The sequence below is a fragment of the Bradyrhizobium sp. DOA9 genome, assembly GCF_000617845.2.
In the GTDB taxonomy this organism is placed as follows: Bacteria; Pseudomonadota; Alphaproteobacteria; order Rhizobiales; family Xanthobacteraceae; genus Bradyrhizobium.
Map to the genome: position 1 here is coordinate 1,708,538 of NZ_DF820425.1, position 21,803 is coordinate 1,730,340.

Below are 21,803 nucleotides of genomic sequence, written 5' to 3' on the forward strand. Positions count from 1 at the left end.
GCGGGTCTGGCCAAGCTCGAGCACGATGCCGATATCGGAGATCTCCAGCGCCGAGCGTGCGTTCTGCTCGATCATCAGGATGGTGACGCCGCGGTCGCGCAAGCTCTTGAGGATGTCGAAGGTCTGCTGCACCATCAGCGGCGACAGGCCGATCGAGGGCTCGTCGACCAGCACCAGCTTCGGCTCGAGCAGCAGCGAGCGGGCGATCTCCAGCTGCTTCTGCTCGCCGCCTGAGAGCGTCGAGGCCTGCTGCGCGGATTTGCGCCGCAGCGCCGGGAACAGGTCGAGCGCCGCCTCGATCCGCTTCGGCAGGTCGAGGCCCTTGTCGGCGGCGACGCCGCCGAGCTCGATGTTGTGGCGCACCGACAGCTCCGGAAAGATGTTGCGGCCCTGGGGCACATAGCAGATGCCGGCATTGAGCAGCGCGCGCTGGCTCAAATTGGTGACGTCGCGGCCGGCGAAGCTGATCTTGCCTTCGCGCAGCCTAAGCAGGCCGAAGATGGCCTTGAACACCGTCGATTTGCCGGCGCCGTTCGGGCCGATGATGGTGGTGATGGTCGCCTGCGGCACGGCAAACGTCGTGCCGTTCAGGATCGTCATCTTGCCGTAGCCGCCGACGAGATTGTGGACCGAGAGGATCGGATCGCTCATGGTGACCTCCTCAATGACCTAGATAGGCTTCGATCACGGCGGGGTTTTTCCGCACCTCGTCGGGCCGGCCCATCGCCAGCACCTTGCCTTCCGCCATCACCATCACGCGCGAGCACAGCGACATCACGAACTCCATGTTGTGCTCGATCACGACGAAGGTGGCGTTCTTCTCGCGGTTGATCGCGACCAGGCGTTCCTTGAGGTCCGCCAGCATCGACGGGTTGACGCCGCCGGCGGGCTCGTCGAGCAGCACCAGGCGCGGCCCGCCCATGAAGGCCATCGCGGCATCGAGCAGCTTCTGTTGGCCATAGGAGAGGCCGCCGGCCGGCTCGTCGGCGAGATGGTCGAGCTTGAAGAAGCCGATCATCTGGTTGGCGGTCTCCGTCAGCCCGGCATCGGAGCGGCCGACCAGGCGCGAGGCCATGTTGCCCTGGTGCTCCTGGCCCGCGAGAATCAGGTTCTCGCGCACCGAGAGCTTCGGGAACACCTGCAGCAGCTGGAAGGTGCGGCTGACGCCGAGCTTGTTGAGCTCGGCGGGCCGCAGGCCCGTGACAAGCTTGCCGTCGAGCTTGACCTCGCCGCCTGTCGGCGTGAGCTGGCCGAGGATGCAGTTGAACAGCGTGGACTTGCCGCAGCCGTTCGGCCCGATCAGGCCGAGGATCTCGCCCTCGCGGACGTCGAACGAGACGCCGTTGACGGCGTGGATGCCGCCAAAGCTCTTCCTGATGTCGGTGACTTCGAGGACCGCGCTCATTGCACCGTCTCCAGGCGCGACTTGGCGACGGCGCGCAGCGCGGACGCCGCCTTGGTGCGGCGCTCGGCGAGATAGCGATCGAGGATTCCGAGAATGCCGGTCGGCGACCAGATCAGCAGCAGCATCACGGCGACCGCGTAGAGCATCAGATAATAGCCTTCCGTGAAGCGCAGCCATTCCGGCAGCAGCACCGCGATCATCGCGCCCAGGAACGGGCCGAAATAGAAGCCGGCGCCGCCGACGATCACCATCAGCAGGAGGTCGAGCGAGAGCGACAGGTTGAACGGCACCGGATCGATATATTGCGTCAGCGGCGCGTAGAGCGCGCCGGCGACGCCGCCGAGCGCCGAGCCGATCGCGAACGCCATCAGCGTGTAGCGCCGGGTATCGATGCCGAGCGATTGCGCGCGCAGCGGATTTTCCCGCAGCGCCATGAAGGCGCGGCCCCAGGGCGAGCGGATCAGCCACCACACCGCGAGCGAGACGATCGCGAGCGAGCCGAGGCAGACATAGTAGAACGGCAGCGGCTTGTTGGTCGCGAGGCCGAAGATGTGCGGGCGCGGGATGTTGGAGATGCCGTAGATGCCGCCGGTCAGCCAGCTTTCGTTGCGGAACACCAGGAAGGCGAGGGTGGAGAAGGCCAGGGTGACGAAGGCGAGGTAATGGTGCTGCACGCGCAGCGCGGGATAGCCGAGCACCCAGCCGATAGCAAAGCTCAGGACGATCGCCACCAGGATCGCCGCCGGCAGCGGCCAGCCATGTGTGGTCATGATCGCGGCGGCATAGGCACCGATGCCGACGAAGGCGCCCTGCGCCAGCGAGACCTGGCCGGCATAGCCGAGCGTGAGATTGAGCCCCATCGCCGCGATGCTCATCACCGCCCATTGGCTGAGGATGAACAGGCCGTAGCGGTTGAAGTTCATGGGGACGATAATCAGCGCGGCGATCACGGCAAGGCCGAGCGCGATCTTCAGGGGTCTGGCGAAACCGCTCATACGGTGCGCTCCTCGGCGCGGCCGAGCAAGCCCTGCGGCCGGAACAGGATGACGGCGATCAGGAACAGCATCGGCACGGCGGCGCGATACTGCGTCGAGACATAGGCGGCCGCGAGGTTGTCGAGCACGCCGATCAGGAGACCGCCGGCGATCGCACCGCGCACCTGGTTGAAGCCGCCGACGATCGCGGCGATGAAGGCGGCCTGGCCCAGCACCTCGCCGGACGAGAACTTCGCAAGGTAGATCGGCGTGATCAGCAGCGAGGCCAGCGCGACCAGGAAGGCGTTGATCAGGAAGGTCAGCATGATCATGCGCTCCACCGGCACGCCGATGATCCGCGCCACCGTCGGGTTCTGCGCCGCCGCCTGCATCTGGTGGCCGAGCGAGGTACGGTTCAGCAGCGTGGTCAGGCCGAGAACGGCGAGGATGGCAACGGTGAGCACGCCGATGCTCTGCAGCGACACGGCGTGGCCGAGGATGGAGACCTCGCCGGTCGGCACGATCGAGGGGAAAGGCGAAGCTTCCGCGCTGTAGAATTGCTTGACGGCCTCCTTGATGCCGATCGCGAGCGCCATGGTCGCGATCGCCAGCGGCAGCACGCCATGGCGCATCATCGGGTCGACCAGCAGCAGCTTGAAGGCGAGGCCGAGCAGGATCATCGAGAGCAGGATGCCGAGGATGATCGCAAGCCAGAACGGCGCACCGACATGCATCGCCGCCAGCATCAGGAACGCCGGCAGCATCACGAACTCGCCTTGCGCGAAATTGATGGTCTGCGAGGTCTGCCACAGCAGCGTGAAGCCGAGCGCGACCAGCGCGTAGATGGCGCCGGTGGCGAGCCCCGCGACCAGTAGATCGAATAGGTTGGACATCTTCCCCTCTTCCCTCTTCTTCTCTCTCCCTGGCCCCGCCTATGGTGGGGCGATCGCATGCGGCGTTTGCGCGACCTGAGCGCACGCCCGGTCCTTCGAGACGACCGCATAGCGGTCTCCTCAGGATGAGGCTAAGCAGCACCGGTGCTCGCTGAAACGACAGCCGAGCACTCGATCCTCATCCTGAGGGCCCGCCAATGGCGGGCGTCTCGAAGGATGGCCGCGGGGGGATCGATCCCGTATGCGATTGCCCTCCCGCTTTCAGGGAGAGGCGAAGACAGTCACTTCACCTTCGGCAGCACCTGCTTCACCACCTGCTTGCCTTCGACCACCTCGACCAGGAAGCTCTGGCGGTCGATGTCGCCGGTGTCGCTGAAGGTGACGTCCATCAGGATGCCCGGCTCGTCCGCGGCCTTGATGGTGAGGCCGTGCAGCGTGTCGGCGAACTTCTTCGAATCGACCTTGCCCATCTTCTCGGTGGTGGCCTTCACCATGTAGACGGCGAGGTAGCCCTTCAGGCCGTTGTGATCGGGGACGTAATTGTACTTCTTGGAGAACTTCTCGCGGAACGCCTTGATCAGGTCGACCGGTGCATCGGTGGTGAGGCCGACATGGCCGCGCGCGCCGTTGGCGGCATCGCCGGCGAGCTCGATCACCTTCTGGCCGATCAGCGTGGTCTCGCCCATCAGCGGCGCGGTGACGCCCTGGCGCTTCAGCTCCTTCAGGATGCGCGCGCTTTCTTCCTCGTTCAGATAGACGAACACGGCGTCGGGATTGGCGGCCTTGATCTTGCCGACGTCGGCGGCGAAGTCGGCCTGGCCCGCCTCGGTGGAGAGGTCGGCGACCACCTTGGAGCCGAGCCGGTCCAGCTCCTTGACCACGACGTCGCGGCCACCGCGGCCGAAATCGTTGTTGACCCAGACCACCGCGACGGTCTTCGCCTTCATCTCGTCATGGATGTACTTTGCGACCTTCGGCATCGAGGATTGCTGGCCGAAGGAGGTGCGGAACAGGAACTTGTTTCCTGTCTGCGTCAGCTCGGCGGCTTCGCCGCCCATGATCTGCGCGATGCCGGCTTCGGCCGCGAGCGGCGCGGTCACCTTCACGGAGCCGGAATAGCCGGGCCCGAGCAGCACATAGGGCTCGGCGTCGAGCGCCTTCTGCACCTGGGCGCGCGCCACCCCGGGGTTGGACTGCGAATCGGCGTGGCTGACCTCGAGCTTGCGGCCGAGCACGCCGCCCTTGGCGTTGATCTCCTCGATCGCGAGGTCGATGCCGTTCTTCCAATTGGTGCCGACGGTGGCGCCGCCGCCCGAGAGCTCCGCGACATTGGCGAGCTTGATCGCCTGGCCAAAAGCGCCCGTTGCGGTCATGACGGTGAGCAATGCGCCCACCACTAGCGTTGATTTCATCGTCCTCTCCTCCCGTTTCAAATTGCAAGCGGCCTTGTATCCGGCCGCTTCGCCTCAAGCAGCCTGATAGGCGGCGCTGCGCGCAGCCATCACGGCGTCGAAAGCCTCTCCCATGATCTCGGTGGATGGGGCAAGGCCTGTGAACAGTTCGAAGGCGTCGGCGGCCTGGTAGATCGCGAGGTCGCGGCCGGTCATGATCTTCGCGCCTTTCTCTCGCGCTGCGGCCAGCAGCGGCGTGATCAGCGGCGAATAGACGGCGTCGGCGACCCAGAGGTCGGCCCTCAGCAGGCCCACCGGCACCGGCGTGTCGCGGTTCGGCAGCATGCCGACCGGCGTGCCGTTGACGAGACCGGTTGCGCCCTCGAGCGCCTCCTCGACGTTGGCTGCGACGCGAGCGCCGCGCGAGGCGAGCAGGGCGACCAGTTTCCCGGCGCGCGCCGGCTCGCTGTCGAAAACGCGGATGTCGGCCACTTTCAGGCTCGCCAGCGCAAACGCGATGGCCTTGCCGACGCCGCCGGCGCCGATCAGCGCGATGGCGTTGCCGGCGGGCGCCAGCAACGGCATCACCGCCCGTGCAAAGCCCGTGGTGTCGGTGTTGTGGCCGGTCAGCCGGCCATCCCTGGCGACGACCGTGTTGACCGCGCCCATGCCGGCTGCGCCCGGCGCCAGTGCGTCGAGTAGCGGCACCACCGCTTCCTTGTAGGGGTAGGTGACGTTGACGCCGGCAAAGCCGAGCCGCCGGACGCCTTCGAGCATCAGGCGCAGCCCGGCCGCATCGGCCCCGGCGACCTCGATGAGCTGGTAATGGCCGCGCAGGCCGAGCGCCTCGGCCGCGCGCTCGTGCATCGCGGGAGACGCGGAATGCGCGATCGGCGCGCCGATCAGGCCGGTGAGAAGCTTCTTGCTGGCGGCGTATCCGCGTTTCGACATGGTTCGCGTTCGTCTCCAAGGGAGCGTCCGGCCCCGGCCATTAGCGGGGAAATCCGTGCAATTCCAGCTGTGACGATAGCCTTTCCCCCGCCTAACACAATTACCCTTTCATCCGACAAACCTAACATCATGTTATTTCTTCCGCCCGCGGGCCGGGGCGGACTTGCCACTGCCGCGGGACGGCTCGACGGCGCGCATCTCGGTGCGCAGGGCCTCGATGAAATATTCGGCATGCAGCGACAGCGGCGTGCCGCGCTTGACCGCGACATAGGTGTCGAACCGCGTCGGCTCGGCGATCTTCAACAGCTCGATGCCGGGATAGCCGCCATGGGCGACCGTGAACTGATCGATGATGGCGATGCCGAGCCCGGCCTTCACCAGCGCGCAGACCGTGGTGCCGAAGCGCGCGCGGATGGTGATGTTGTAGTCGAGCCGATGACGCGCGAAGATCCCGGCCATGATGCGGCCATAGGGATCGTTGGGATCGATGCCGATCAGCGGATAGCGCGTGATCTCGGCGGCCGAGACCTGCTTGCGGCCGGCGAGCTCGTGGCCCGGCGGCACGATGCAATAGAGCTCGCCCGAGGCGAGCGGCATGAAGTCGAGCCCGGAATGCTCGAGCCGATAGCTCATTGCCACGCACTCGCCGCGGCCGAGCATCAAATAGTCGATGGCTTCCTCGAGCTTGAGGATGTTGATGTCGATGCCGAGGTCGGGATAGCGGCGGCGGACGCGCTCGATCGCGCGCGGCACCATCACCTGCGAGATGCTCGGCACCGAGCCGATGCGCAGTTCCGACAGGCCGCCGCGGCCGATCTTGGAGATGATCTCGGAGAGGTCGTCGACCTTCTTGTAGACGCCGTTGATCTGCTCGAAGATGTTCTCGGCTTCCGGTGTCGGGAAGTAGCGCCCGTTCTGGCGCTGGAAGAAGCGGATGCCGAGCGACCGCTCGGTGTACTTGACGAGGCGGCTGATGCCGGGCGCCGAGACGTTGAGCAGCTTCGCCGCACCGCCGATGGTGCCCGTCACCATCACGGCCCGGATCACTTCGACCTGGCGCAGCGTCATCATGGCCTTGGAATGTTCCCGGCATCGACAAGAGATCGTGGCGCCGATCATCTCACGAGAGATGCGATGTCATCCAGCGGCAAGTGTGTGCGATGTGGAGAGGCGCGGTGCCTTACCCTCCCCTGGAGGGGGAGGGTCGATCGCGCGCAGCGCGAGCGGGGTGGGGTGATCTCTCCACTCGGGCACTGTTCGTCGCGGAGGGACCGTCACCCCACCCCGTCTCATATTTCGCTGCGCTCAATATGAGCCGACCCTCCCCCTCCAGGGGAGGGTAAGAGCCAACAGGCTCGTTGCGGACGATGACGGAGTAACTTCGCTTCAGCCTGTTTCGACTAAAATCCGCGCGGTCAGATCGAGAGGCGTCCGCGTGGCGCGGTCTGCTGCATTGTCTGCTTCAACGGCGTTCTAGCTCGCCGGCTCTTCCGGCAACACGCTGCCGGCCAGCTCCGCACGCTCGCTCCGCAGCACCTCGCGCGCAAACTCGATGATCTTCTGCTTGTGCGCGGTTTCGCGGACGGCAAAAAACACGCGGTTCAATTCCAGGCCGAGCACGCTGTTGAGGGCAATGTCCTCGTCTTCCATCGTTGGTTTCCCGCTTCGGACGCTCTCAGGTGTATCGTGGCGTCAATTCTGCCACAAGTAGTTAAATCTTCAGGGCGCATGGGCACCGGGAAACTACGGCCACAGCGAATTGAGGCCGCGCTCAAATACGTGCTATACGGGAAGAGCGAAGGTCAGGAAATTTATCGATGTCCGCCGCAGACGCCGTTGACTATGGCCGGGAGGCGCTCGACTTCATCGAAGGGCTCGGAGCCTATACGAAGGTTTCGGACGCCATGGACGCGCTTGCAACTGCGTTCAGTCGCTACGGTTTCGAACATATCATCGTGACGGGCTTGCCGAATCCCGAGCAGCGCTTTTCCCAGATGGTGCTCGCCAAGAAGTGGCCGGCGGAGTGGTTCAGCCTCTACACCGAAAAGAGCTACGACCGGGTCGATCCCGTGATCCGCAAATGCCGGCAGACGGTGAACCCTTTCGAATGGTCCGAAGCGCCGTACGATCCGGAGCTGGAGCCCGGTGCGGTCGAGGTGATGCGGCGCGCAGCCGATTTTCGCATGTCGCGCGGCTTCGTCGTGCCGATCCACGGCTTGACTGGCTATGAGGCCGGCGTCTCGCTCGGCGGCGTCCACCTCGATCTCAATGCGCGCAGCAAGCCGGCGCTGCACCTGATCGGGATGTACGGCTTCGATCACATCCGCCGTCTGCTCGAACCGGTGCCGCATTCGTCCACGCGTCTCACCCCCCGCGAGCGCGAGGTGATCGCCTGGGCCTCGCAGGGGAAGTCCGCCTGGGAAATCGGCGAAATCCTGCACATCACGCAGCGCACCGCCGAAGAGCACCTTGCAACTGCTGCGCGCAAGCTCGGCGCCGTCAACCGGACGCATGCGGTCGCCATCGCGATCCGCCACAGAATCATCTCTCCCTGAAATCTCCGCCTACTGGGAAATTTCCCAATAGTCGGTTTTGCCTTTTTCGCTGAGGCTTCCCTCATTTCAAGCCATGGGGGAAGTTCATGATTCATGTGATTTCTTGCGTCAATCGGCACCTGTACGAGGACGTTCTCGAACAGCATTTCCGGATTCGTCACGAGATTTTCGTCGAGGAGCGGAAATGGGAGGCGCTTCGCAAGCCCGATGGCCGCGAGATCGACAGCTACGACAACGAGGACGCGGTCTACCTGCTGGCTCTCGACAACCGCCGGGTGCTCGGCGGCTCCCGCCTGTATCCGACCACCCGGCCGACGATGATGAGCGAGGTTTTCCCGCATCTCGCCGCGGTGCGCGGTTGCCCCGCGGACCCGCTGGTCTGGGAATGGTCGCGCTTCTTCGTCACGCGCGAGCGCCGCGACGGCGCGTTCAATTTACAATTGATGGCGGCCGCGCAGGAGTTCTGCCTCGATCAGGGCATCGAGCGGCTCTGCCTCGTCATGGAGACGTGGTGGTTGCCACGGTTCCACGACATCGGGTTCATCGTGACGCCGCTCGGATTGCCGGCGCTGGTGGAGAATTCCTGGACCATGGCGGCAACCATCGAGATGCGCCAGGAGTCGCTCGATGTCGTGCGCGGCCGTATCGGGATGGCGAGCATCGTCCAGCAGGACGGCCCTCGGATCGATTGCATCGCCCGTGCCAACCTCTGCGGTCATGCTGCCGCGCAACGAAAGAGCGCCTGAAATGTCGGACTTGATGCGGGACAACCAGATCATGGCGCAAATCCAAGACGAGAATCTCGGCTACATGTCCGACATGGCACTGGAGCTGGCGCAGTTGGCGGACGATTCCGGGCTGACGACGCTCGCCTATCTGTTTCGGATGGCGGCCCTGGAGGCATCGATGGCCAACAGCGTTGTCGCCGAGCTGGACGAACTCCCCCAGCAGATGACGCCGCACTAGGCCTGGCGCTGCTCGATCCCACGACGATCGCACCCTCTCACCGCGGCCCGGTGAGAGGGTGATGGCATTTGAACCTTCACAAACGGTCGTCATGCCCGGGCTTGTCCCGCCGAAGCGGCTACGGCCGCGCAGGCGGGACAAGCCCGGCCATGACGCCGTTATCTGTCGGATGCTCCAACTGGCACGTCCTATGAGATCGCCTGGCAACGGGGAGGGTGATCGTTTGGCTGCGGCAGGTCGCCTCATGCCGTGCGGCAGCCTTTTTGCGTTGCAAGGCGCATATCGACGTCCCCTTTGCTGCACGAAGAGGCGCAGGATGCCCAAAATCCTCTATTGCTCCGAATTGTTTTAAGCCTAAAATGTTTTCGAGATTGTAGCTGCCGGGTGCAACCGCATGTGCCGAGATGCAACAAAGTGCATGTCTGGTGTCGAATCGCTCTTGCCTCGGAACGATACTGCCATTACCCATTTTTCGGCCTTGAAGAGGCAGGGGGAGCTCTTTCACTGATGGCGACTGTGTTCGAACATCGGCGCGACGCTGCGCGCGCCTGAAAGAGTCTTGATGCTGCTCGTCGTCGAACAATTCTTGAATGGGCTGCAGTTCGGCCTGCTGCTGTTCCTGCTCGCCGCGGGCCTGACGCTGGTGTTCGGGATCATGGATCTCGTCAACCTCGCGCACGGCTCGCTCTACATGATGGGCGCCTATTTCGCGGCGACCTTCGCGGCGTGGACCGGCAGCTTCTTAGCTGGCGCGCTGATGGCGCTCGGGGCAACGCTGGTGCTCGGCATCGTGCTGGAGGTGAGCGCGCTGCGGCATCTCTACGGCCGCGACCATCTCGACCACGTGCTCGCGACCTTCGGCCTGATCCTGTTCTTCAATGAAGCCGTGCGGCTGATCTGGGGCCCGGCGGGCCTTGCGCTGCCGCTGCCGGCCTGGCTCACGGTGCCGGTGCCGATCCTGCCCGGCATCCACTATCCCGCCTATCGCCTCGCCATCATCGCGGTGGCGCTGCTGGTCGCGCTGCTGCTCTATCTCGGCGTGATGCGCACGCGCATCGGCATGCTGATCCGCGCCGGCGCGTCCAACCGCGAGATGATCGGCGCGCTCGGCATCAACATCAAGCTGCTCTACACGCTGGTGTTCGGCCTGGGCGCCGCGCTCGCGGGCCTTGCCGGACTGATGCAGGCGCCGATCCTGACCGTGCAGATCGGCATGGGCGAGAACATCCTGATCCTCGCCTTCGTCATCATCGTGATCGGCGGCATCGGCTCGATCCGCGGCGCCTTCCTCGCCGCGATCTTCGTCGGCATGATCGACACGCTCGGCCGCGCCTTCCTGCCGAACCTGCTCCGCCAGGTGCTGAGCGGCGCCGCCGCGTCCACCGCCGCACCCGCGCTGTCCTCCATGCTGATCTATCTGCTGATGGCGATCGTGCTGGTGGTGCGGCCGGAGGGGCTGTTTCCGGCCAACCGTCGATGAAGAGCTTGCGTCGATGAAGGGTTTGAGCGTGAGCAAGGCCGTCACGGCCCTGATGCTGGCGGGGCTCGTGCTGCTGCCGCTCTATTCGCAGCTGTCCGGCAACATCTTCATCCTGACGCTGTTCACCCGGATCATCATCCTGGCGCTGGCTGCTGCGAGCCTCAACCTGATCATGGGGTTCGGCGGCATGATGAGCTTCGGCCATGCCGCCTATCTCGGCATCGGCGGCTATGCCGTCGGCATGCTCGCGCAGGAAGGCGTCGGTTCCGGCTTCATCCAGTTTCCGGTCGCGCTCGCGGCCTCTGCGATCTATGCGCTCGTGATCGGCGCGCTCTCGCTTCGAACCCGCGGGGTCTACTTCATCATGATCACGCTGGCCTTCGCCCAGATGGCCTATTACGTCGCCTCGGGGCTGGCGCGTTACGGCGGCGACGACGGCCTCACGATCTACAATCGCAGCGACTTCTCCGGCCTAATCAATCTCGGCAATCGCGTGCAGTTCTACTATCTCTGCCTCGCCTGCCTGTTCGGCGTGATCTTCCTGATCTGGCGCATCGTCAATTCGCGCTTCGGCCTCGTGGTGCAGGGCCTGCGCTCCAACGAGCAGCGCATGCAGGCGATCGGCTTTCCGGCCAAGCGCTACCAGCTGGTCTGCTTCGTCATATCGGGCACGATGTGCGGCCTCGCCGGCGCGCTGCTCGCCAACAACACCGATTTCGTCAGCCCGGCGGTGATGTACTGGACCCGTTCCGGCGACCTCATGGTGATGGTGATCCTGGGCGGCATGGGCACGTTGTTCGGCCCGGTGATGGGTGCGGTGGTGTTCCTGCTGCTGGAGGAGTTCCTGTCGCAGATCACCGAATATTGGGCGCTGATCATGGGGCCGCTGCTGCTGCTCATCGTCCTGTTCGGCCGTGGCGGCATCATGGGCGTGCTCGGGAGGGCTGGCCGTGGCTGAACCCTTGCTCCGCGTCGAAAAGCTGGTGCGCCGCTTCGGCGGCATCATCGCGACCGACAATGTCTCGCTCGACGTCGCATCCGGCGAGCTGCACGCCATCATCGGGCCGAACGGCGCCGGCAAGACCACGCTGATCAGCCAGCTCACCGGGCATCTCGCGCCGCATTCCGGCAGCGTCTCGCTGGCCGGCCGCGACATCACCTATCTGCCGGCCTATCGCCGCTGCGCGCTCGGTCTTGCACGCTCGTTCCAGATCACCTCGCTGCTGCTGGACTTCACCGCCGCCGACAATGTCGCGCTGGCGGCGCAGGCGCATGCCGGCACCTCGTTCCGCTTCTTCGCCAATGCGCGCAAGGAGAAGGGCCTGCGCGATGCCGCCCACGCCGCGCTCGACCGCGTCGGCCTGTTGCATCGCGCCGATGTCGTGGTGTCCAGGCTCAGCCATGGCGAGCGTCGCCAGATCGAGCTTGCGGTGGCGCTCGCGAGCAAGCCGAAGCTGCTGCTGCTCGACGAGCCGATGGCGGGCCTCGGCGTGACCGAATCCCAGCGCATGGTGCAACTGCTCCAGGAGCTGCGCAAAGAGGTCTCGATCGTGCTGGTCGAGCACGACATGCCGGCGGTGTTCGCGCTGGCCGACCGCATCACGGTGCTGGTCTATGGCCGCGTCATCGCCTCCGGCGATCCGGCCGCGATCCGGGCCAACGAGGACGTCAAACGCGCCTATCTCGGCGATCAGCATGTGGTGACGCATCATGGCTGACACGCTGCTCGAGGTCGACGGCATCGAGACCTGCTACGGCCTGTCCCAGGTGCTGTTCGGCCTGTCGCTGTCGATCAAGCCCGGCGAGATGGTCTCGCTGATGGGCCGCAACGGCATGGGCAAGACCACCACCATCCGCTCCATCATGGGCCTGACGCCGGCACGCGCGGGCAGCATCCGCTTCGCGGGGGCGGAGGTGCGGCAGCTTCCGTCCTACAGGATTGCCAAGCTGGGCGTCGGTCTCGTTCCGGAGGGACGCCAGATCTTCCCGAACCTCACCGTGCGCGAAAACCTGGTCGCGGCCGCGGCCGATCGCTTCGGCAGCGATAATCCCTGGACGCTCGCCGCGATCTACGTGCTGTTCCCGCGCCTTGCCGAGCGTGCGTCCAACATGGGCAACCAGCTCTCCGGCGGCGAGCAGCAGATGCTCGCGATCGGCCGCGCATTGATGACGAATCCAAAGCTCCTGATCCTGGACGAGGCGACCGAGGGCCTCGCGCCGCTGATCCGTGAGGAGATCTGGAATTGCCTGTCGCTGCTCAAGAGCCGGGGCCAGTCGATCCTGGTCGTCGACAAGAACGTCGACCATCTCGCCCGCATCTGCGATCGCCACTACATCATCGAGCGCGGCAAGACGGTGTGGAGCGGCACCTCCGACCAGCTGATGGCCGCGCCGGACCTGCAGCACAAATATCTCGGGATCTGAGCCCCACTCCAGCCGCAATGACGGACGAGATCGACGCGATCTCTCACCAATAGATCCCGTGCCGATGCAGCTCGCGGATCACGCGCGCCTCGGTGGAGGGCTGCCGGCGTTTCGGCTTGGCGGTTTCGGTCGTCTTTGCCGCCGGCGCGGTGCTTGATTGCGCCGGAGCTGCGGCCGGCGCTGTCGATGCGGCGGGGGCGGTCGTCGCCGTCTGCACATTCGCCGGTGGCGGGCTTGGGGTCGTTTGCGCCGGAGCGGTGGCCGCCGCGGCCGGCTGTTCCGCCGGCTGGCTCGCATTGCTGGCCGCCAGGCTGAGGCTCCGCGAGCCGCCGGCATGGGCCTGGCTTGCGAGCACCGACATCGCGGCGATCAGGATCAGCTTGCGCATGGTCATCCCCGTCATCTGGTCAATCGATCTTACCCAATTCCAACGGGCTCAACGCGCGAGGCGGTGCACGCCGATCTCGACCAGGGTGGTCCGACAGGACAAGCGGTAGATCAGGCTGAACAATTGACCCCACATGACCGAACTCCGTTGTTGATCATGGAAAGCCGTTATACGCCGGCCGGCTTTCCGGCGTTTTTCGCCGGATGAGGAAAATGGCTTCATCCGGGGCCGGCGCGATGTCGTCGGAACAGTCCGGACGAAGTCGCCTCACGCCGGCGTGAAGCCGCGTGCCGATCAGGGCCGGACCGGATTCCGATAGAGGCCGGTAGTTGTCCCGAGATGAAGCGTGCGCAGCGCGGCAGTATCGTGCGGGCGGCCTTCAGACCCGGTTATCGTATGAGTTCCGATCGCGAAGACGATCCGCCGATCCTCATCTGCTCAAAATGCAGGCGGCCAATGACGTTCCTGGCGACACTACCTGGAATAGTCACGCTGCCTCCGGAACACGCTTATCATTGCGTCCCGTGCCGTCGGGTCGACACGATTCGGCTGAAGTGAGCCGCCGGGTCGCGCCGGACTTCCTTAAAACACCTCGAAATATTCGCGATGCTCCCAGTCGGTCACTTCCGACAGGAAGCGATCGATCTCGGCGTTCTTGATGTGGGTGTAGTAGTCGACGAACTCAGCCCCGAGCTTCTCGCGGAAGAACGGATCGTCCTTGAGCGCCGCGACCGCATCGCGCAGGCTTTTCGGCAATGGCGGCGCCTTGGTCTCGTAGGGCGTGTCGGCCGAGGGGCCGGGATCGAGCTTGCGATCGACGCCGTCGAGGCCTGAGAGGATCTGCGAGGCCATGTAGAGATAGGGATTGGCCGCGGGCTCGCCGATGCGGTTCTCCAGGCGCGTTGCGGCATCACCGGCGCCGCCGAGCACGCGGATCATCACGCCCCTGTTGTCGCGGCCCCAGATCGCGCGGTCCGGCGCCAGCGAATAGGAGCGGTAGCGCTTGTAGCCGTTGATGGTGGGCGTGGTGAACAATGTCGAGGCGCGGGCGTGGTCGAGCAGGCCGGCGAGGTAGGACCTGCCGAACGCGCTGAGCGGCTCGCCGCCGTCTTTCGCCATGAACTGGTTGTCGCCGCTGGCGCGCGAGACGATCGACTGGTGCAGGTGCCAGCCGCTGGCGAACACGTTCGGCAGCTTCGGCCGGCACATGAAGGTGGCGTGATAGCCGTGGCGGCGCGCGATCTGCTTCACGGCGCTGCGGAACAGCACCATGTTGTCGGCGGGCTCCAGCCCCTTCCTCGGCGCGAAGGTGAACTCGCACTGGCTCGGCCCGAACTCGACCTCGACCGAGCGCAGGGGCAGCCCCAGCGCGACGATGTCGCGGCGAAGGATCTCGAGCACGGGCTCCATCTGATCGAAGCGTTGCTCGGTGAGATATTGATAGCCGTGGCTGAGCAGGCTGACCGAGGGCGGCGTGCCGGGCTGGCCTGCGTCCTCGCTGCGCATATGCGGATCGTCGAGCCTGAAGATGTGGAATTCGACCTCGAGCCCCGCGACGAAATCGTGGCCGCGCGCGCCGAGCTCGTCGAGAACGCGCTTGTACAGCCCGCGCGTCGCGAACGGCACCGGGCGGCCATCGTTGAAATAAAGGTCGCACAACACCCAGCCCGTCATCGGCGCCCACGGCAGCACGCGAAACGTGGTGGGATCAGGCACCATCAGCACGTCGGCCGCGCCTTCCATCTCCTTCATGCCGAAGCCGCCGCCGGCGGTGAACACCGGGAATACCGTGCGATGCGAGGTATCCTTGGCCAGCATGGTGGTGGTGATGGAGCAGCCGCTCTCCAGCGAGGCGATCGCCTCGGAGGCGACGATGGTCTTGCCGCGCAGGATGCCGTGCTGGTCGGGGAAGGCGAGGCGGATCACCTCGAGGCTCTTCTCCTCGGCGATGCGGCGCATGCGCTGGGCTGCGTCCCTCTGCTCATCCGACCACAACCCATGGCGCGCGACGAAAGTCACTTCGGTTGCTCCTCAGTCTCAATGCTCGACGGGCGCACGATGCCTGCAACACACTCCGTCATTGCGAGCGAAGCGAAGCAATCCAGAATCCCGCCGCGGAGACAGTCTGGATTGCTTCGCTGCGCTCGCAATGACGGTGGAGAGAGTTTCATCCTCACTCCGCCGCCGTCAACCGGTGCACGTTGTCCGCGATCTCCTTCGGCACCGGAGCGGTCCACGGCGCGCCGCGGCGGCGCTTGACGTCGACCTCCATCCAATAGGTCTCCCAGCCCCGCGTCGGGCCGATGCCGTCCATGGTCGCCGGGCCCTGAATGCTGCGCGCATTGGCTTCGTCGAGATGCAGCATCGGCTTCTCGCCGCCCTGGACCTTCTCGATCTCCTGCCGCAACAGGCGACGATACTGCACGATCGCCTTGTCGGATTGGCCGAGATGCTCCTTGGTGCGGTCCTGGATCGCGCCCATCGATTCCACCGCCCACTGGTCGTGGACGTTGATGTCGTTGCCCATGCCGGTATAGGTCGCGGTCTGCTGCTCGTGCGGATCGAAACCGTAATCGTTGGCTCTGTTCTTGCGCGAGATGTAGTCCGGCAGCTCGTAGAGCTCGAGGCGCTGGTCGCGCATCTTCTGTTTGTCGACCGGATTCGAATAGCTGGTGAAGATCGCGTACCAATAGCAGTTCTCGTCGTCGACCGGCACGTGCCATTGCGTGATCGTCATCTCCGTGCTCATGGGGATGACGAAGCCGTGCGGGAACAGCTGGTTGGTGACGCGCACATGGGTGCGCTCCTCGTCGATCTCGCGCAGCGCAATCAGGCGCAAGCCGTATTCGGTGTGCTCGACGTTGATGATCGGGCGATCGTATTCGCGCAGGATCTTCGTCATCGGCAGGTCGCTTCCCGCCGAAGCGCCGCGAAACTGCTTGCCGTAAGCCGTCGACGTGTCCTCGTCCTCGAAGAAGCGGTGCAGATAGGAGGCGTGCGCGGGATCGATGCCGACCTCGAGCGCCTGCAGCCAGTTGCAGGCCATGTGGCCCTTGAATGCGAAGGTGTGCGTGCCGGGCGCGATGAAGCAGTCGATCTCCGGGAACGCGGGCGGGGCGCCCTCGCCGAGATAGGCCCAGAGGATGCCGCTCTTCTCCACCACGGGATAGGAGCGCTGCTTGATGTTCTGGCAGAGCTTCGAATCCTTCGGCTCGGCCGGCGTCTCGATGCACTGGCCGGTGGCGTCGAACAGCCAGCCGTGGAAGGCGCAGCGCAGACCGCCATGCTCGAGCCGGCCGAAGGCGAGGTCGGCGCCGCGATGGGCGCAGTGGCGGTCGATCAGTCCATAGCGCCCGGTCTCGTCGCGGAACAGCACCAGGTTCTCGCCGAGCAGCTTGACCGGCCGGATCGGCCGCGCGCCCTCCAGCTCGTCCACCAGCGCCGCCGGCTGCCAGTAGCTCCGCATCAGCTTCCCGCACGGATCCTTCGGCCCGGTGCGGGTGATCAGGTCGTTCTGCTCCTGGCTCATCATGGCGGTCGCGTCCTTTTCTGGAGAAGCGGTTTGTTCGCCTATTGAACGAATGGGCGAATTATGACATGAGTTGGAGCAGCAGCAAGTACTATTTTGCAGGATTGTCCCCGAGCCCATGCCCAAGCTGAAGCGGAGTGAGACTGACGAGCGGGCGACGGATTTCGTCGAGGCGCTCGACCGCGGGCTGCGCCTGCTGCAGTGCTTCGGCACCAATGCCGGCCCGATGACGCTGAGCGATCTCGCCCGCGCTGCCGATCTGCCGCGCGCCACCACGCGGCGCATGCTGTTCACGCTGCAGCGTGGCGGCTTCGTCAGCGGCGACGGCAAGCTGTTCTCGCTGACGCCGCATGTGCTGACGCTGGCGGCGTCCTATTTGCGATCCAACCAGCTCGTCACGGTGCTGCAACCGGTGCTCGATCGCGTCGCGACGGCCGCGAATGAAATCTCCTCGCTCGCCGTGCTCGACCGCGACGAGGTCGTGTTCATCGCCCGCAGCACTCCGGCGCGCATGTTCTCCGGCGGCCTCGAGATCGGCTACCGCCTGCCGTCCTTCTGCACCTCGGTCGGCCGCGCCATGCTGGGCCAGCTCGACGATGCCGATCTTGGTGCCCGGCTGAAGACGATGAAGCGGGAGGCGCTGACACCGCAGACGGTGACCGATCCCAAGGCGCTGCTCGCGCGCATCACAGCCGACCGGGCGAAGGGCTATTCGCTGGTCGACCGCGAGGCCGAGCCGCATTTCCGCTCGATCTCGGTCCCCGTCCGCCGCTACGACGGCGTGATCGTCGCCGCCATCAACATGGGCGCGCATGTCGATCGGGTGCCCGCGCAGGAGCTGATCGACCGCTTCCTGCCGCTGTTGCGGGACGGCGCGGAATCAGTGCGTTCGCAGCTGTTGTAACGCCGTCTACCGGTTGCGCATCCAGTCGGCGAGGCCCGATATCGCCTTGTCGAGATCCTGCCGCGCGGCGCTATCCGTGATCGTCTCCTCCATCGCACCGCGCATGCACAGCATCCAGGCGTCACGCTCGGCATCGCCAATGGCGAAGCCGAAATGGCGCTGGCGCAGCCGCGGATGGCCTTTCTCGGGGGTATAGAGCTTTGGGCCGCCGGTCCATTCGGTGAGATAGCGCTTCAGCACGTCCCTGATCAGGCCGAGGTCGTCCGCATGCATGGCGCGGATGATCTTTGCCTCCGGCAGCGTGTCCATGCGGTCGTAGAAGCGGTCGACGAGGGCTTCGATCGTGGCGCTGCCGCCGATCCGCTCGAACATGGAGATTGCGGTGGTGGTGTCGGTCATTCTCTACAGCGCCACGCTGCGCAGGCCGAAGCTGCGGGCTTCGTTCTGCAGCACCGGTCGCACCGCATCGACCAGCCGCGCGGCGGCGGCATCGACCGACAGCCCCGCGGTATCCACCACCGCGGTCGCGCGCGAATACAGCGGCTCGCGGCTGCGCAGGATGTTGCGCAGCTCCGTCATCGCCGAGCGATCGTCGGCCATCGGCCGCAGATCGCCCTGGCGGCGCACGCGCGCCATGTGCTCCTCGGGCTCGGCCTTCAGCCAGATCGTGTAGAACGAGCTCAGGACTTGGTCGAAGGTCAGGGGCTCGGAGACGATGCCGCCGCCGGTTGCCAGCACCATCAGCTCGTTGCGCGCGAGCAGCTGTTGCAGCGCCGCCTGCTCCATACGGCGAAAGCCCTCCTGGCCGTACAGCGCGATGATCTCGGCGACCGAGAGCCCGTTCTGCTGCTCGACCTCCTTGTTGAGCTCGACGAAGCTCCAGCCGATCTTCTTCGCCAGCATCCGCCCAAGCGTCGACTTGCCGGCGCCGCGCAGGCCGATCAGCGCGATGCCGCAGAATGGCGCGCGTCGCGGCGCGGAGGCGCTGCCGCCGGTGAGCAGATCTTTTGCCTGCGCGATCTGGCTGGGGGTCGCCTTGCGCAGGAGATCGCGGAACATCTGCCAGTCCGGGGTGGGATCGGCGCTGGGCAACAGATCTTCGAGATGCGCGCCCATCGCGTCGGAGACGCGGCGCAGCAGCACGATCGAGACATTGCCCTTGCCGCTCTCGAGCTGCGCGATGTAGCGCTCCGAGATTCCCGACACCTTGGCGAGCACTTTGCGCGACATGCCGCGCAGCGCGCGCATGGTGCGGACACGCTGGCCGAGCTGTTCGAGGAAGCCGGATTCGGCGTCGGGACTTTCGGTCATGAGCCTTCTTTACAGATGTCCTGCGGCGCGTTTTAATGAAACATAGTGCCTGCTGGCATTGACAGCAAGCCGCCGTGGTGTCTTTCTATGAATTATAATTCTAAATTCGGGGGAGATGTCCGTGAGCGAGGGATCCTACAACGCGGTGACCTGGCTGCTCGACCGTAACGTCGAGGCGGGCCGCGGCAGCAAGCTCGCCTTCGACGACACCGTCTCGCGGCTCACCTATGGCGAGCTCCAGCAACAGACAAGGCGCGCCGCCAACATGCTGCGCCGATTAGGGGTCCGCCGCGAGGAGCGCGTGGCGATGATCATGCTGGACACGGTCGATTTCCCGATCGTGTTCCTGGGCGCGATCCGTGCCGGCATCGTGCCGGTGCCGCTGAACACGCTGCTGACCGCGGACCAATACGCCTACATCCTCGCCGACTGCCGCGCGCGCGTGCTGTTCGTGTCCGAAGCGCTCTATCCCGTCATCAAGGACGTCGTCGGCCGCATGCCGGACCTCGAGCATGTCGTCGTCTCCGGCGCCAAGCAGAACGGCCACAAGCAGCTCACTGAGGAGCTCGCCGGCGAGAGCGACCAGTTCACCACCGCCGCGACGCATCCGGACGAGCCGGCGTTCTGGCTCTATTCGTCCGGCTCGACCGGCATGCCCAAGGGCGTGCGCCACATCCATTCCAATCTGCAGGCGACCGCCGACACCTATGCCAGCCAAGTGCTCGGCATCCGCGAGAGCGATGTGTGTCTGTCCGCGGCGAAATTGTTCTTCGCCTATGGCCTCGGCAATGCGCTGACCTTCCCGATGTCGGTCGGCGCCAGCGTCATCCTCAACAGCGAGCGGCCGACGCCGGCGCGCATGTTCGACCTGATGAACCGCTACAACCCCTCGATCTTCTACGGCGTGCCGACCCTGTTCGCGTCGATGCTCAACGACGAGACGATGAAGAGCGAGCGCTGCGGCAAGGCTTTGCGCATCTGCACCTCCGCCGGCGAGGCGCTGCCGGAATCCGTCGGCCACAGCTGGAAGAAGCGCTTCGGTGTCGACATTCTCGACGGCGTCGGCTCGACCGAGCTGTTGCACATCTTCCTGTCGAACGCACCGGGCGACATCAAGTACGGCTCCTCCGGCAAGCCGGTGCCGGGCTATGCGGTGCGGCTCGTCAACGAAGCCGGGCAGGACGTCGCCGACGGCGAGGTCGGCGAGCTGCTGGTCGATGCGCCCTCGGCCGGCGAGGGCTACTGGAACCAGCGTCACAAGAGCCGCCGCACCTTCGAGGGGCCGTGGACCCGCACCGGCGACAAATACATCCGCGACGCCGAGGGCCGCTACACCTTCTGCGGCCGCGCCGACGACATGTTCAAGGTCTCCGGCATCTGGGTCTCGCCATTCGAGGTGGAGAGCGCGCTGATCACGCATCCGGCGGTGCTGGAAGCTGCCGTCGTGCCCGAGGCCGATCCGGAAGGACTGTTGAAGCCCAAGGCCTTCGTCGTGCTGCGCCCCGGGGCCAAGACGACGGATTTGCAGGAGATGCTCAAGGAGCACGTCAAACAGAAGATCGGCCCCTGGAAATATCCGCGCTGGATCGACGTGGTGGACTCGCTGCCGAAGACCGCGACCGGAAAGATCCAGCGATTCAAGTTGCGGGAAGGGGCGCATTAACAGCAGCCGTCATGGCCGGGCTTGACCCGGCCATCCACGTGCATCCGCGTCTGGAAAAGGCGTGGATGCCCGGGTCGAGCCCGGGCATGACGACGGAGAGAGAAGAGTGACATCATGACCAACCTCACCCCCACCGGCTTCCTCGACATCGGCGGCGCCAGCCTCGAATACAAATGGCTCGCGCCGCCAGTCCCGGACGCGCCCACCATCGTGATGCTGCATGAAGGCCTCGGCTCGGTCGGCCTCTGGGGCGACTTCCCGGAGAAGCTGCAGCAGGCCACGGGCGCCGGCATCTTCGTCTACTCGCGCGCAGGCTACGGCCAGTCCAGCCCGGTCGCGCTGCCGCGGCCGCTCGACTACATGCATCACGAGGCCCTGGGTGTGCTGCCGAAGCTGCTCGACATGATCGGCTTCAAGCGTGGTCTTCTGCTCGGCCATTCCGACGGCGCCTCGATCGCCACCATCTATGCCGGTGCGCATCAGGATCATCGCCTCAACGGCCTCGTGCTGATCGCGCCGCATTTCATCGTCGAGGACATCTCGATCACATCGATCGCCGCGATCAAGACCACGTTCGAGACCACGGACCTCAGGTCAAAGCTCGCGCGCTGGCACAAGGACGTCGACAATGCCTTCCATGGCTGGAACGGCGCCTGGCTCGATCCGAAATTCCGCGATTGGGATATCTCCGAATACCTCGCCTATATCCGCGTGCCCGTCATGATCGTGCAGGGCGCAGACGATCAATACGGCACGCTGCGCCAGGCCGAGATCGCGCAGGAGGAATGCTACTGCCCGGTCGACCTGAAGATCATCGCCGGCGCGGCGCATTCCCCGCATCGCGAGGCCCCCGGGCCCACCCTCGATGCCATCACGCCGTTCGCAAAGGCCGCCCTGCGGGACGATCCGGGGCTCCAGGCCGCATGAGGCGCCTGCGCGCTTAGATGAAGCAAAGTGCATATGAATCCG

General features: G+C 65.3%; 23 protein-coding genes. 10 read left to right on the forward strand and 13 right to left on the reverse strand.

The window, feature by feature from the left end:
- The 8 genes from BDOA9_RS07830 to BDOA9_RS37735 form a co-directional block, all read right to left on the reverse strand.
- The coding region (locus BDOA9_RS07830; protein WP_025033389.1) for a branched-chain amino acid ABC transporter ATP-binding protein at window positions 1–651 on the reverse strand (651 nt) is incomplete at its 3' end.
- A 10-nt stretch (window positions 652–661) separates the two neighbouring features.
- Window positions 662–1,405: an ABC transporter ATP-binding protein gene (locus BDOA9_RS07835; RefSeq protein WP_025033390.1), complete on the reverse strand. Its 744-nt coding sequence runs from the start codon at window positions 1,403–1,405 to the stop codon at window positions 662–664.
- Window positions 1,402–2,400: a branched-chain amino acid ABC transporter permease gene (locus BDOA9_RS07840; protein WP_025033391.1), complete on the reverse strand. Its 999-nt coding sequence runs from the start codon at window positions 2,398–2,400 to the stop codon at window positions 1,402–1,404. The genes BDOA9_RS07835 and BDOA9_RS07840 overlap by 4 nt, the downstream gene beginning before the upstream one ends.
- The gene (locus BDOA9_RS07845) at window positions 2,397–3,272 is read right to left on the reverse strand and encodes a branched-chain amino acid ABC transporter permease (protein WP_025033392.1); all 876 of its coding nucleotides are present in this window, start codon (window positions 3,270–3,272) and stop codon (window positions 2,397–2,399) included. The genes BDOA9_RS07840 and BDOA9_RS07845 overlap by 4 nt, the downstream gene beginning before the upstream one ends.
- Before the next feature lie 281 nt (window positions 3,273–3,553).
- Window positions 3,554–4,684: an ABC transporter substrate-binding protein gene (locus BDOA9_RS07850; protein ID WP_025033393.1), complete on the reverse strand. Its 1,131-nt coding sequence runs from the start codon at window positions 4,682–4,684 to the stop codon at window positions 3,554–3,556.
- Window positions 4,685–4,738: 54 nt separating this feature from the next.
- Window positions 4,739–5,614, reverse strand: a complete 876-nt coding sequence (locus tag BDOA9_RS07855) for a shikimate dehydrogenase (RefSeq protein WP_025033394.1) — start codon at window positions 5,612–5,614, stop codon at window positions 4,739–4,741.
- Window positions 5,615–5,746: 132 nt separating this feature from the next.
- Window positions 5,747–6,685 (reverse strand): LysR family transcriptional regulator, encoded by a 939-nt coding sequence (locus BDOA9_RS07860; RefSeq protein WP_025033395.1) that lies wholly within the window; start codon window positions 6,683–6,685, stop codon window positions 5,747–5,749.
- Window positions 6,686–7,087: 402 nt separating this feature from the next.
- Window positions 7,088–7,264: a hypothetical protein gene (locus BDOA9_RS37735; protein WP_042335817.1), complete on the reverse strand. Its 177-nt coding sequence runs from the start codon at window positions 7,262–7,264 to the stop codon at window positions 7,088–7,090.
- A 167-nt stretch (window positions 7,265–7,431) separates the two neighbouring features.
- On the opposite strand from BDOA9_RS37735, the gene BDOA9_RS07870 reads away from it, so the two are divergent.
- The 7 genes from BDOA9_RS07870 (at window position 7,432) to BDOA9_RS07900 (ending at window position 13,039) form a co-directional block, all read left to right on the forward strand.
- Window positions 7,432–8,169 carry a helix-turn-helix transcriptional regulator gene (locus BDOA9_RS07870; protein WP_025033396.1) on the forward strand — a complete coding sequence of 246 codons (738 nt, stop codon included), beginning with the start codon at window positions 7,432–7,434 and terminating at the stop codon, window positions 8,167–8,169.
- 86 nt (window positions 8,170–8,255) lie between these two features.
- Window positions 8,256–8,915 (forward strand): acyl-homoserine-lactone synthase, encoded by a 660-nt coding sequence (locus BDOA9_RS07875; protein ID WP_025033397.1) that lies wholly within the window; start codon window positions 8,256–8,258, stop codon window positions 8,913–8,915.
- Between the two features lies 1 nt (window position 8,916).
- Window positions 8,917–9,135 carry a hypothetical protein gene (locus BDOA9_RS07880; RefSeq protein WP_025033398.1) on the forward strand — a complete coding sequence of 73 codons (219 nt, stop codon included), beginning with the start codon at window positions 8,917–8,919 and terminating at the stop codon, window positions 9,133–9,135.
- Window positions 9,136–9,697: 562 nt separating this feature from the next.
- Window positions 9,698–10,615, forward strand: a complete 918-nt coding sequence (locus tag BDOA9_RS07885; RefSeq protein ID WP_025033399.1) for a branched-chain amino acid ABC transporter permease — start codon at window positions 9,698–9,700, stop codon at window positions 10,613–10,615.
- Window positions 10,616–10,628: 13 nt separating this feature from the next.
- A complete protein-coding gene (locus BDOA9_RS07890) occupies window positions 10,629–11,573 on the forward strand; it encodes a branched-chain amino acid ABC transporter permease (RefSeq protein WP_025033400.1) in 945 nt (314 codons plus the stop codon).
- On the forward strand, window positions 11,566–12,333 hold the full coding sequence (locus BDOA9_RS07895) for an ABC transporter ATP-binding protein (RefSeq protein WP_025033401.1): 768 nt from the start codon (window positions 11,566–11,568) through the stop codon (window positions 12,331–12,333). The genes BDOA9_RS07890 and BDOA9_RS07895 overlap by 8 nt, the downstream gene beginning before the upstream one ends.
- Window positions 12,326–13,039, forward strand: a complete 714-nt coding sequence (locus BDOA9_RS07900; protein ID WP_025033402.1) for an ABC transporter ATP-binding protein — start codon at window positions 12,326–12,328, stop codon at window positions 13,037–13,039. Before BDOA9_RS07895 ends, BDOA9_RS07900 begins: the two co-directional genes overlap by 8 nt.
- Window positions 13,040–13,082: 43 nt before the next feature.
- Here BDOA9_RS07900 and BDOA9_RS07905 read toward each other — a convergent pair whose 3' ends face one another.
- The 3 genes from BDOA9_RS07905 to BDOA9_RS07915 form a co-directional block, all read right to left on the reverse strand.
- The gene (locus BDOA9_RS07905) at window positions 13,083–13,427 is read right to left on the reverse strand and encodes a hypothetical protein (RefSeq protein WP_025033403.1); all 345 of its coding nucleotides are present in this window, start codon (window positions 13,425–13,427) and stop codon (window positions 13,083–13,085) included.
- Window positions 13,428–14,009: 582 nt separating this feature from the next.
- On the reverse strand, window positions 14,010–15,446 hold the full coding sequence (locus BDOA9_RS07910; RefSeq protein WP_025033404.1) for a glutamine synthetase family protein: 1,437 nt from the start codon (window positions 15,444–15,446) through the stop codon (window positions 14,010–14,012).
- 154 nt (window positions 15,447–15,600) lie between these two features.
- Window positions 15,601–16,959 (reverse strand): aromatic ring-hydroxylating dioxygenase subunit alpha, encoded by a 1,359-nt coding sequence (locus BDOA9_RS07915; protein WP_025033405.1) that lies wholly within the window; start codon window positions 16,957–16,959, stop codon window positions 15,601–15,603.
- Window positions 16,960–17,074: 115 nt separating this feature from the next.
- On the opposite strand from BDOA9_RS07915, the gene BDOA9_RS07920 reads away from it, so the two are divergent.
- Window positions 17,075–17,860, forward strand: a complete 786-nt coding sequence (locus BDOA9_RS07920) for an IclR family transcriptional regulator domain-containing protein (protein WP_025033406.1) — start codon at window positions 17,075–17,077, stop codon at window positions 17,858–17,860.
- Window positions 17,861–17,866: 6 nt separating this feature from the next.
- On the opposite strand, the gene BDOA9_RS07925 is transcribed toward BDOA9_RS07920, so the two are convergent.
- On the reverse strand, window positions 17,867–18,259 hold the full coding sequence (locus BDOA9_RS07925) for a group II truncated hemoglobin (RefSeq protein ID WP_025033407.1): 393 nt from the start codon (window positions 18,257–18,259) through the stop codon (window positions 17,867–17,869).
- Window positions 18,260–18,262: 3 nt separating this feature from the next.
- Window positions 18,263–19,171 carry a helix-turn-helix transcriptional regulator gene (locus tag BDOA9_RS07930; RefSeq protein WP_025033408.1) on the reverse strand — a complete coding sequence of 303 codons (909 nt, stop codon included), beginning with the start codon at window positions 19,169–19,171 and terminating at the stop codon, window positions 18,263–18,265.
- A gap of 121 nt (window positions 19,172–19,292) precedes the next feature.
- On the opposite strand from BDOA9_RS07930, the gene BDOA9_RS07935 reads away from it, so the two are divergent.
- Window positions 19,293–20,834: a benzoate-CoA ligase family protein gene (locus tag BDOA9_RS07935; RefSeq protein WP_025033409.1), complete on the forward strand. Its 1,542-nt coding sequence runs from the start codon at window positions 19,293–19,295 to the stop codon at window positions 20,832–20,834.
- 114 nt (window positions 20,835–20,948) lie between these two features.
- Window positions 20,949–21,761: an alpha/beta fold hydrolase gene (locus BDOA9_RS07940; protein WP_025033410.1), complete on the forward strand. Its 813-nt coding sequence runs from the start codon at window positions 20,949–20,951 to the stop codon at window positions 21,759–21,761.
- Window positions 21,762–21,803 lie beyond the last annotated feature (42 nt).

What these genes read in the sequence shown, in the direction of transcription:
- BDOA9_RS07835 (WP_025033390.1), bottom strand. Translation starts at nt 1,405, where the DNA reads ATGAGCGCGGTCCTCGAAGTCACCGACATCAGGAAGAGCTTTGGCGGC.
- BDOA9_RS07840 (WP_025033391.1), bottom strand. Translation starts at nt 2,400, where the DNA reads ATGAGCGGTTTCGCCAGACCCCTGAAGATCGCGCTCGGCCTTGCCGTG.
- BDOA9_RS07845 (WP_025033392.1), bottom strand. Translation starts at nt 3,272, where the DNA reads ATGTCCAACCTATTCGATCTACTGGTCGCGGGGCTCGCCACCGGCGCC.
- BDOA9_RS07850 (WP_025033393.1), bottom strand. Translation starts at nt 4,684, where the DNA reads ATGAAATCAACGCTAGTGGTGGGCGCATTGCTCACCGTCATGACCGCA.
- BDOA9_RS07855 (WP_025033394.1), bottom strand. Translation starts at nt 5,614, where the DNA reads ATGTCGAAACGCGGATACGCCGCCAGCAAGAAGCTTCTCACCGGCCTG.
- BDOA9_RS07860 (WP_025033395.1), bottom strand. Translation starts at nt 6,685, where the DNA reads ATGATGACGCTGCGCCAGGTCGAAGTGATCCGGGCCGTGATGGTGACG.
- BDOA9_RS37735 (WP_042335817.1), bottom strand. Translation starts at nt 7,264, where the DNA reads ATGGAAGACGAGGACATTGCCCTCAACAGCGTGCTCGGCCTGGAATTG.
- BDOA9_RS07870 (WP_025033396.1), top strand. Translation starts at nt 7,432, where the DNA reads ATGTCCGCCGCAGACGCCGTTGACTATGGCCGGGAGGCGCTCGACTTC.
- BDOA9_RS07875 (WP_025033397.1), top strand. Translation starts at nt 8,256, where the DNA reads ATGATTCATGTGATTTCTTGCGTCAATCGGCACCTGTACGAGGACGTT.
- BDOA9_RS07880 (WP_025033398.1), top strand. Translation starts at nt 8,917, where the DNA reads ATGTCGGACTTGATGCGGGACAACCAGATCATGGCGCAAATCCAAGAC.
- BDOA9_RS07885 (WP_025033399.1), top strand. Translation starts at nt 9,698, where the DNA reads ATGCTGCTCGTCGTCGAACAATTCTTGAATGGGCTGCAGTTCGGCCTG.
- BDOA9_RS07890 (WP_025033400.1), top strand. Translation starts at nt 10,629, where the DNA reads ATGAAGGGTTTGAGCGTGAGCAAGGCCGTCACGGCCCTGATGCTGGCG.
- BDOA9_RS07900 (WP_025033402.1), top strand. Translation starts at nt 12,326, where the DNA reads ATGGCTGACACGCTGCTCGAGGTCGACGGCATCGAGACCTGCTACGGC.
- BDOA9_RS07905 (WP_025033403.1), bottom strand. Translation starts at nt 13,427, where the DNA reads ATGCGCAAGCTGATCCTGATCGCCGCGATGTCGGTGCTCGCAAGCCAG.
- BDOA9_RS07915 (WP_025033405.1), bottom strand. Translation starts at nt 16,959, where the DNA reads ATGATGAGCCAGGAGCAGAACGACCTGATCACCCGCACCGGGCCGAAG.
- BDOA9_RS07920 (WP_025033406.1), top strand. Translation starts at nt 17,075, where the DNA reads ATGCCCAAGCTGAAGCGGAGTGAGACTGACGAGCGGGCGACGGATTTC.
- BDOA9_RS07925 (WP_025033407.1), bottom strand. Translation starts at nt 18,259, where the DNA reads ATGACCGACACCACCACCGCAATCTCCATGTTCGAGCGGATCGGCGGC.
- BDOA9_RS07930 (WP_025033408.1), bottom strand. Translation starts at nt 19,171, where the DNA reads ATGACCGAAAGTCCCGACGCCGAATCCGGCTTCCTCGAACAGCTCGGC.
- BDOA9_RS07940 (WP_025033410.1), top strand. Translation starts at nt 20,949, where the DNA reads ATGACCAACCTCACCCCCACCGGCTTCCTCGACATCGGCGGCGCCAGC.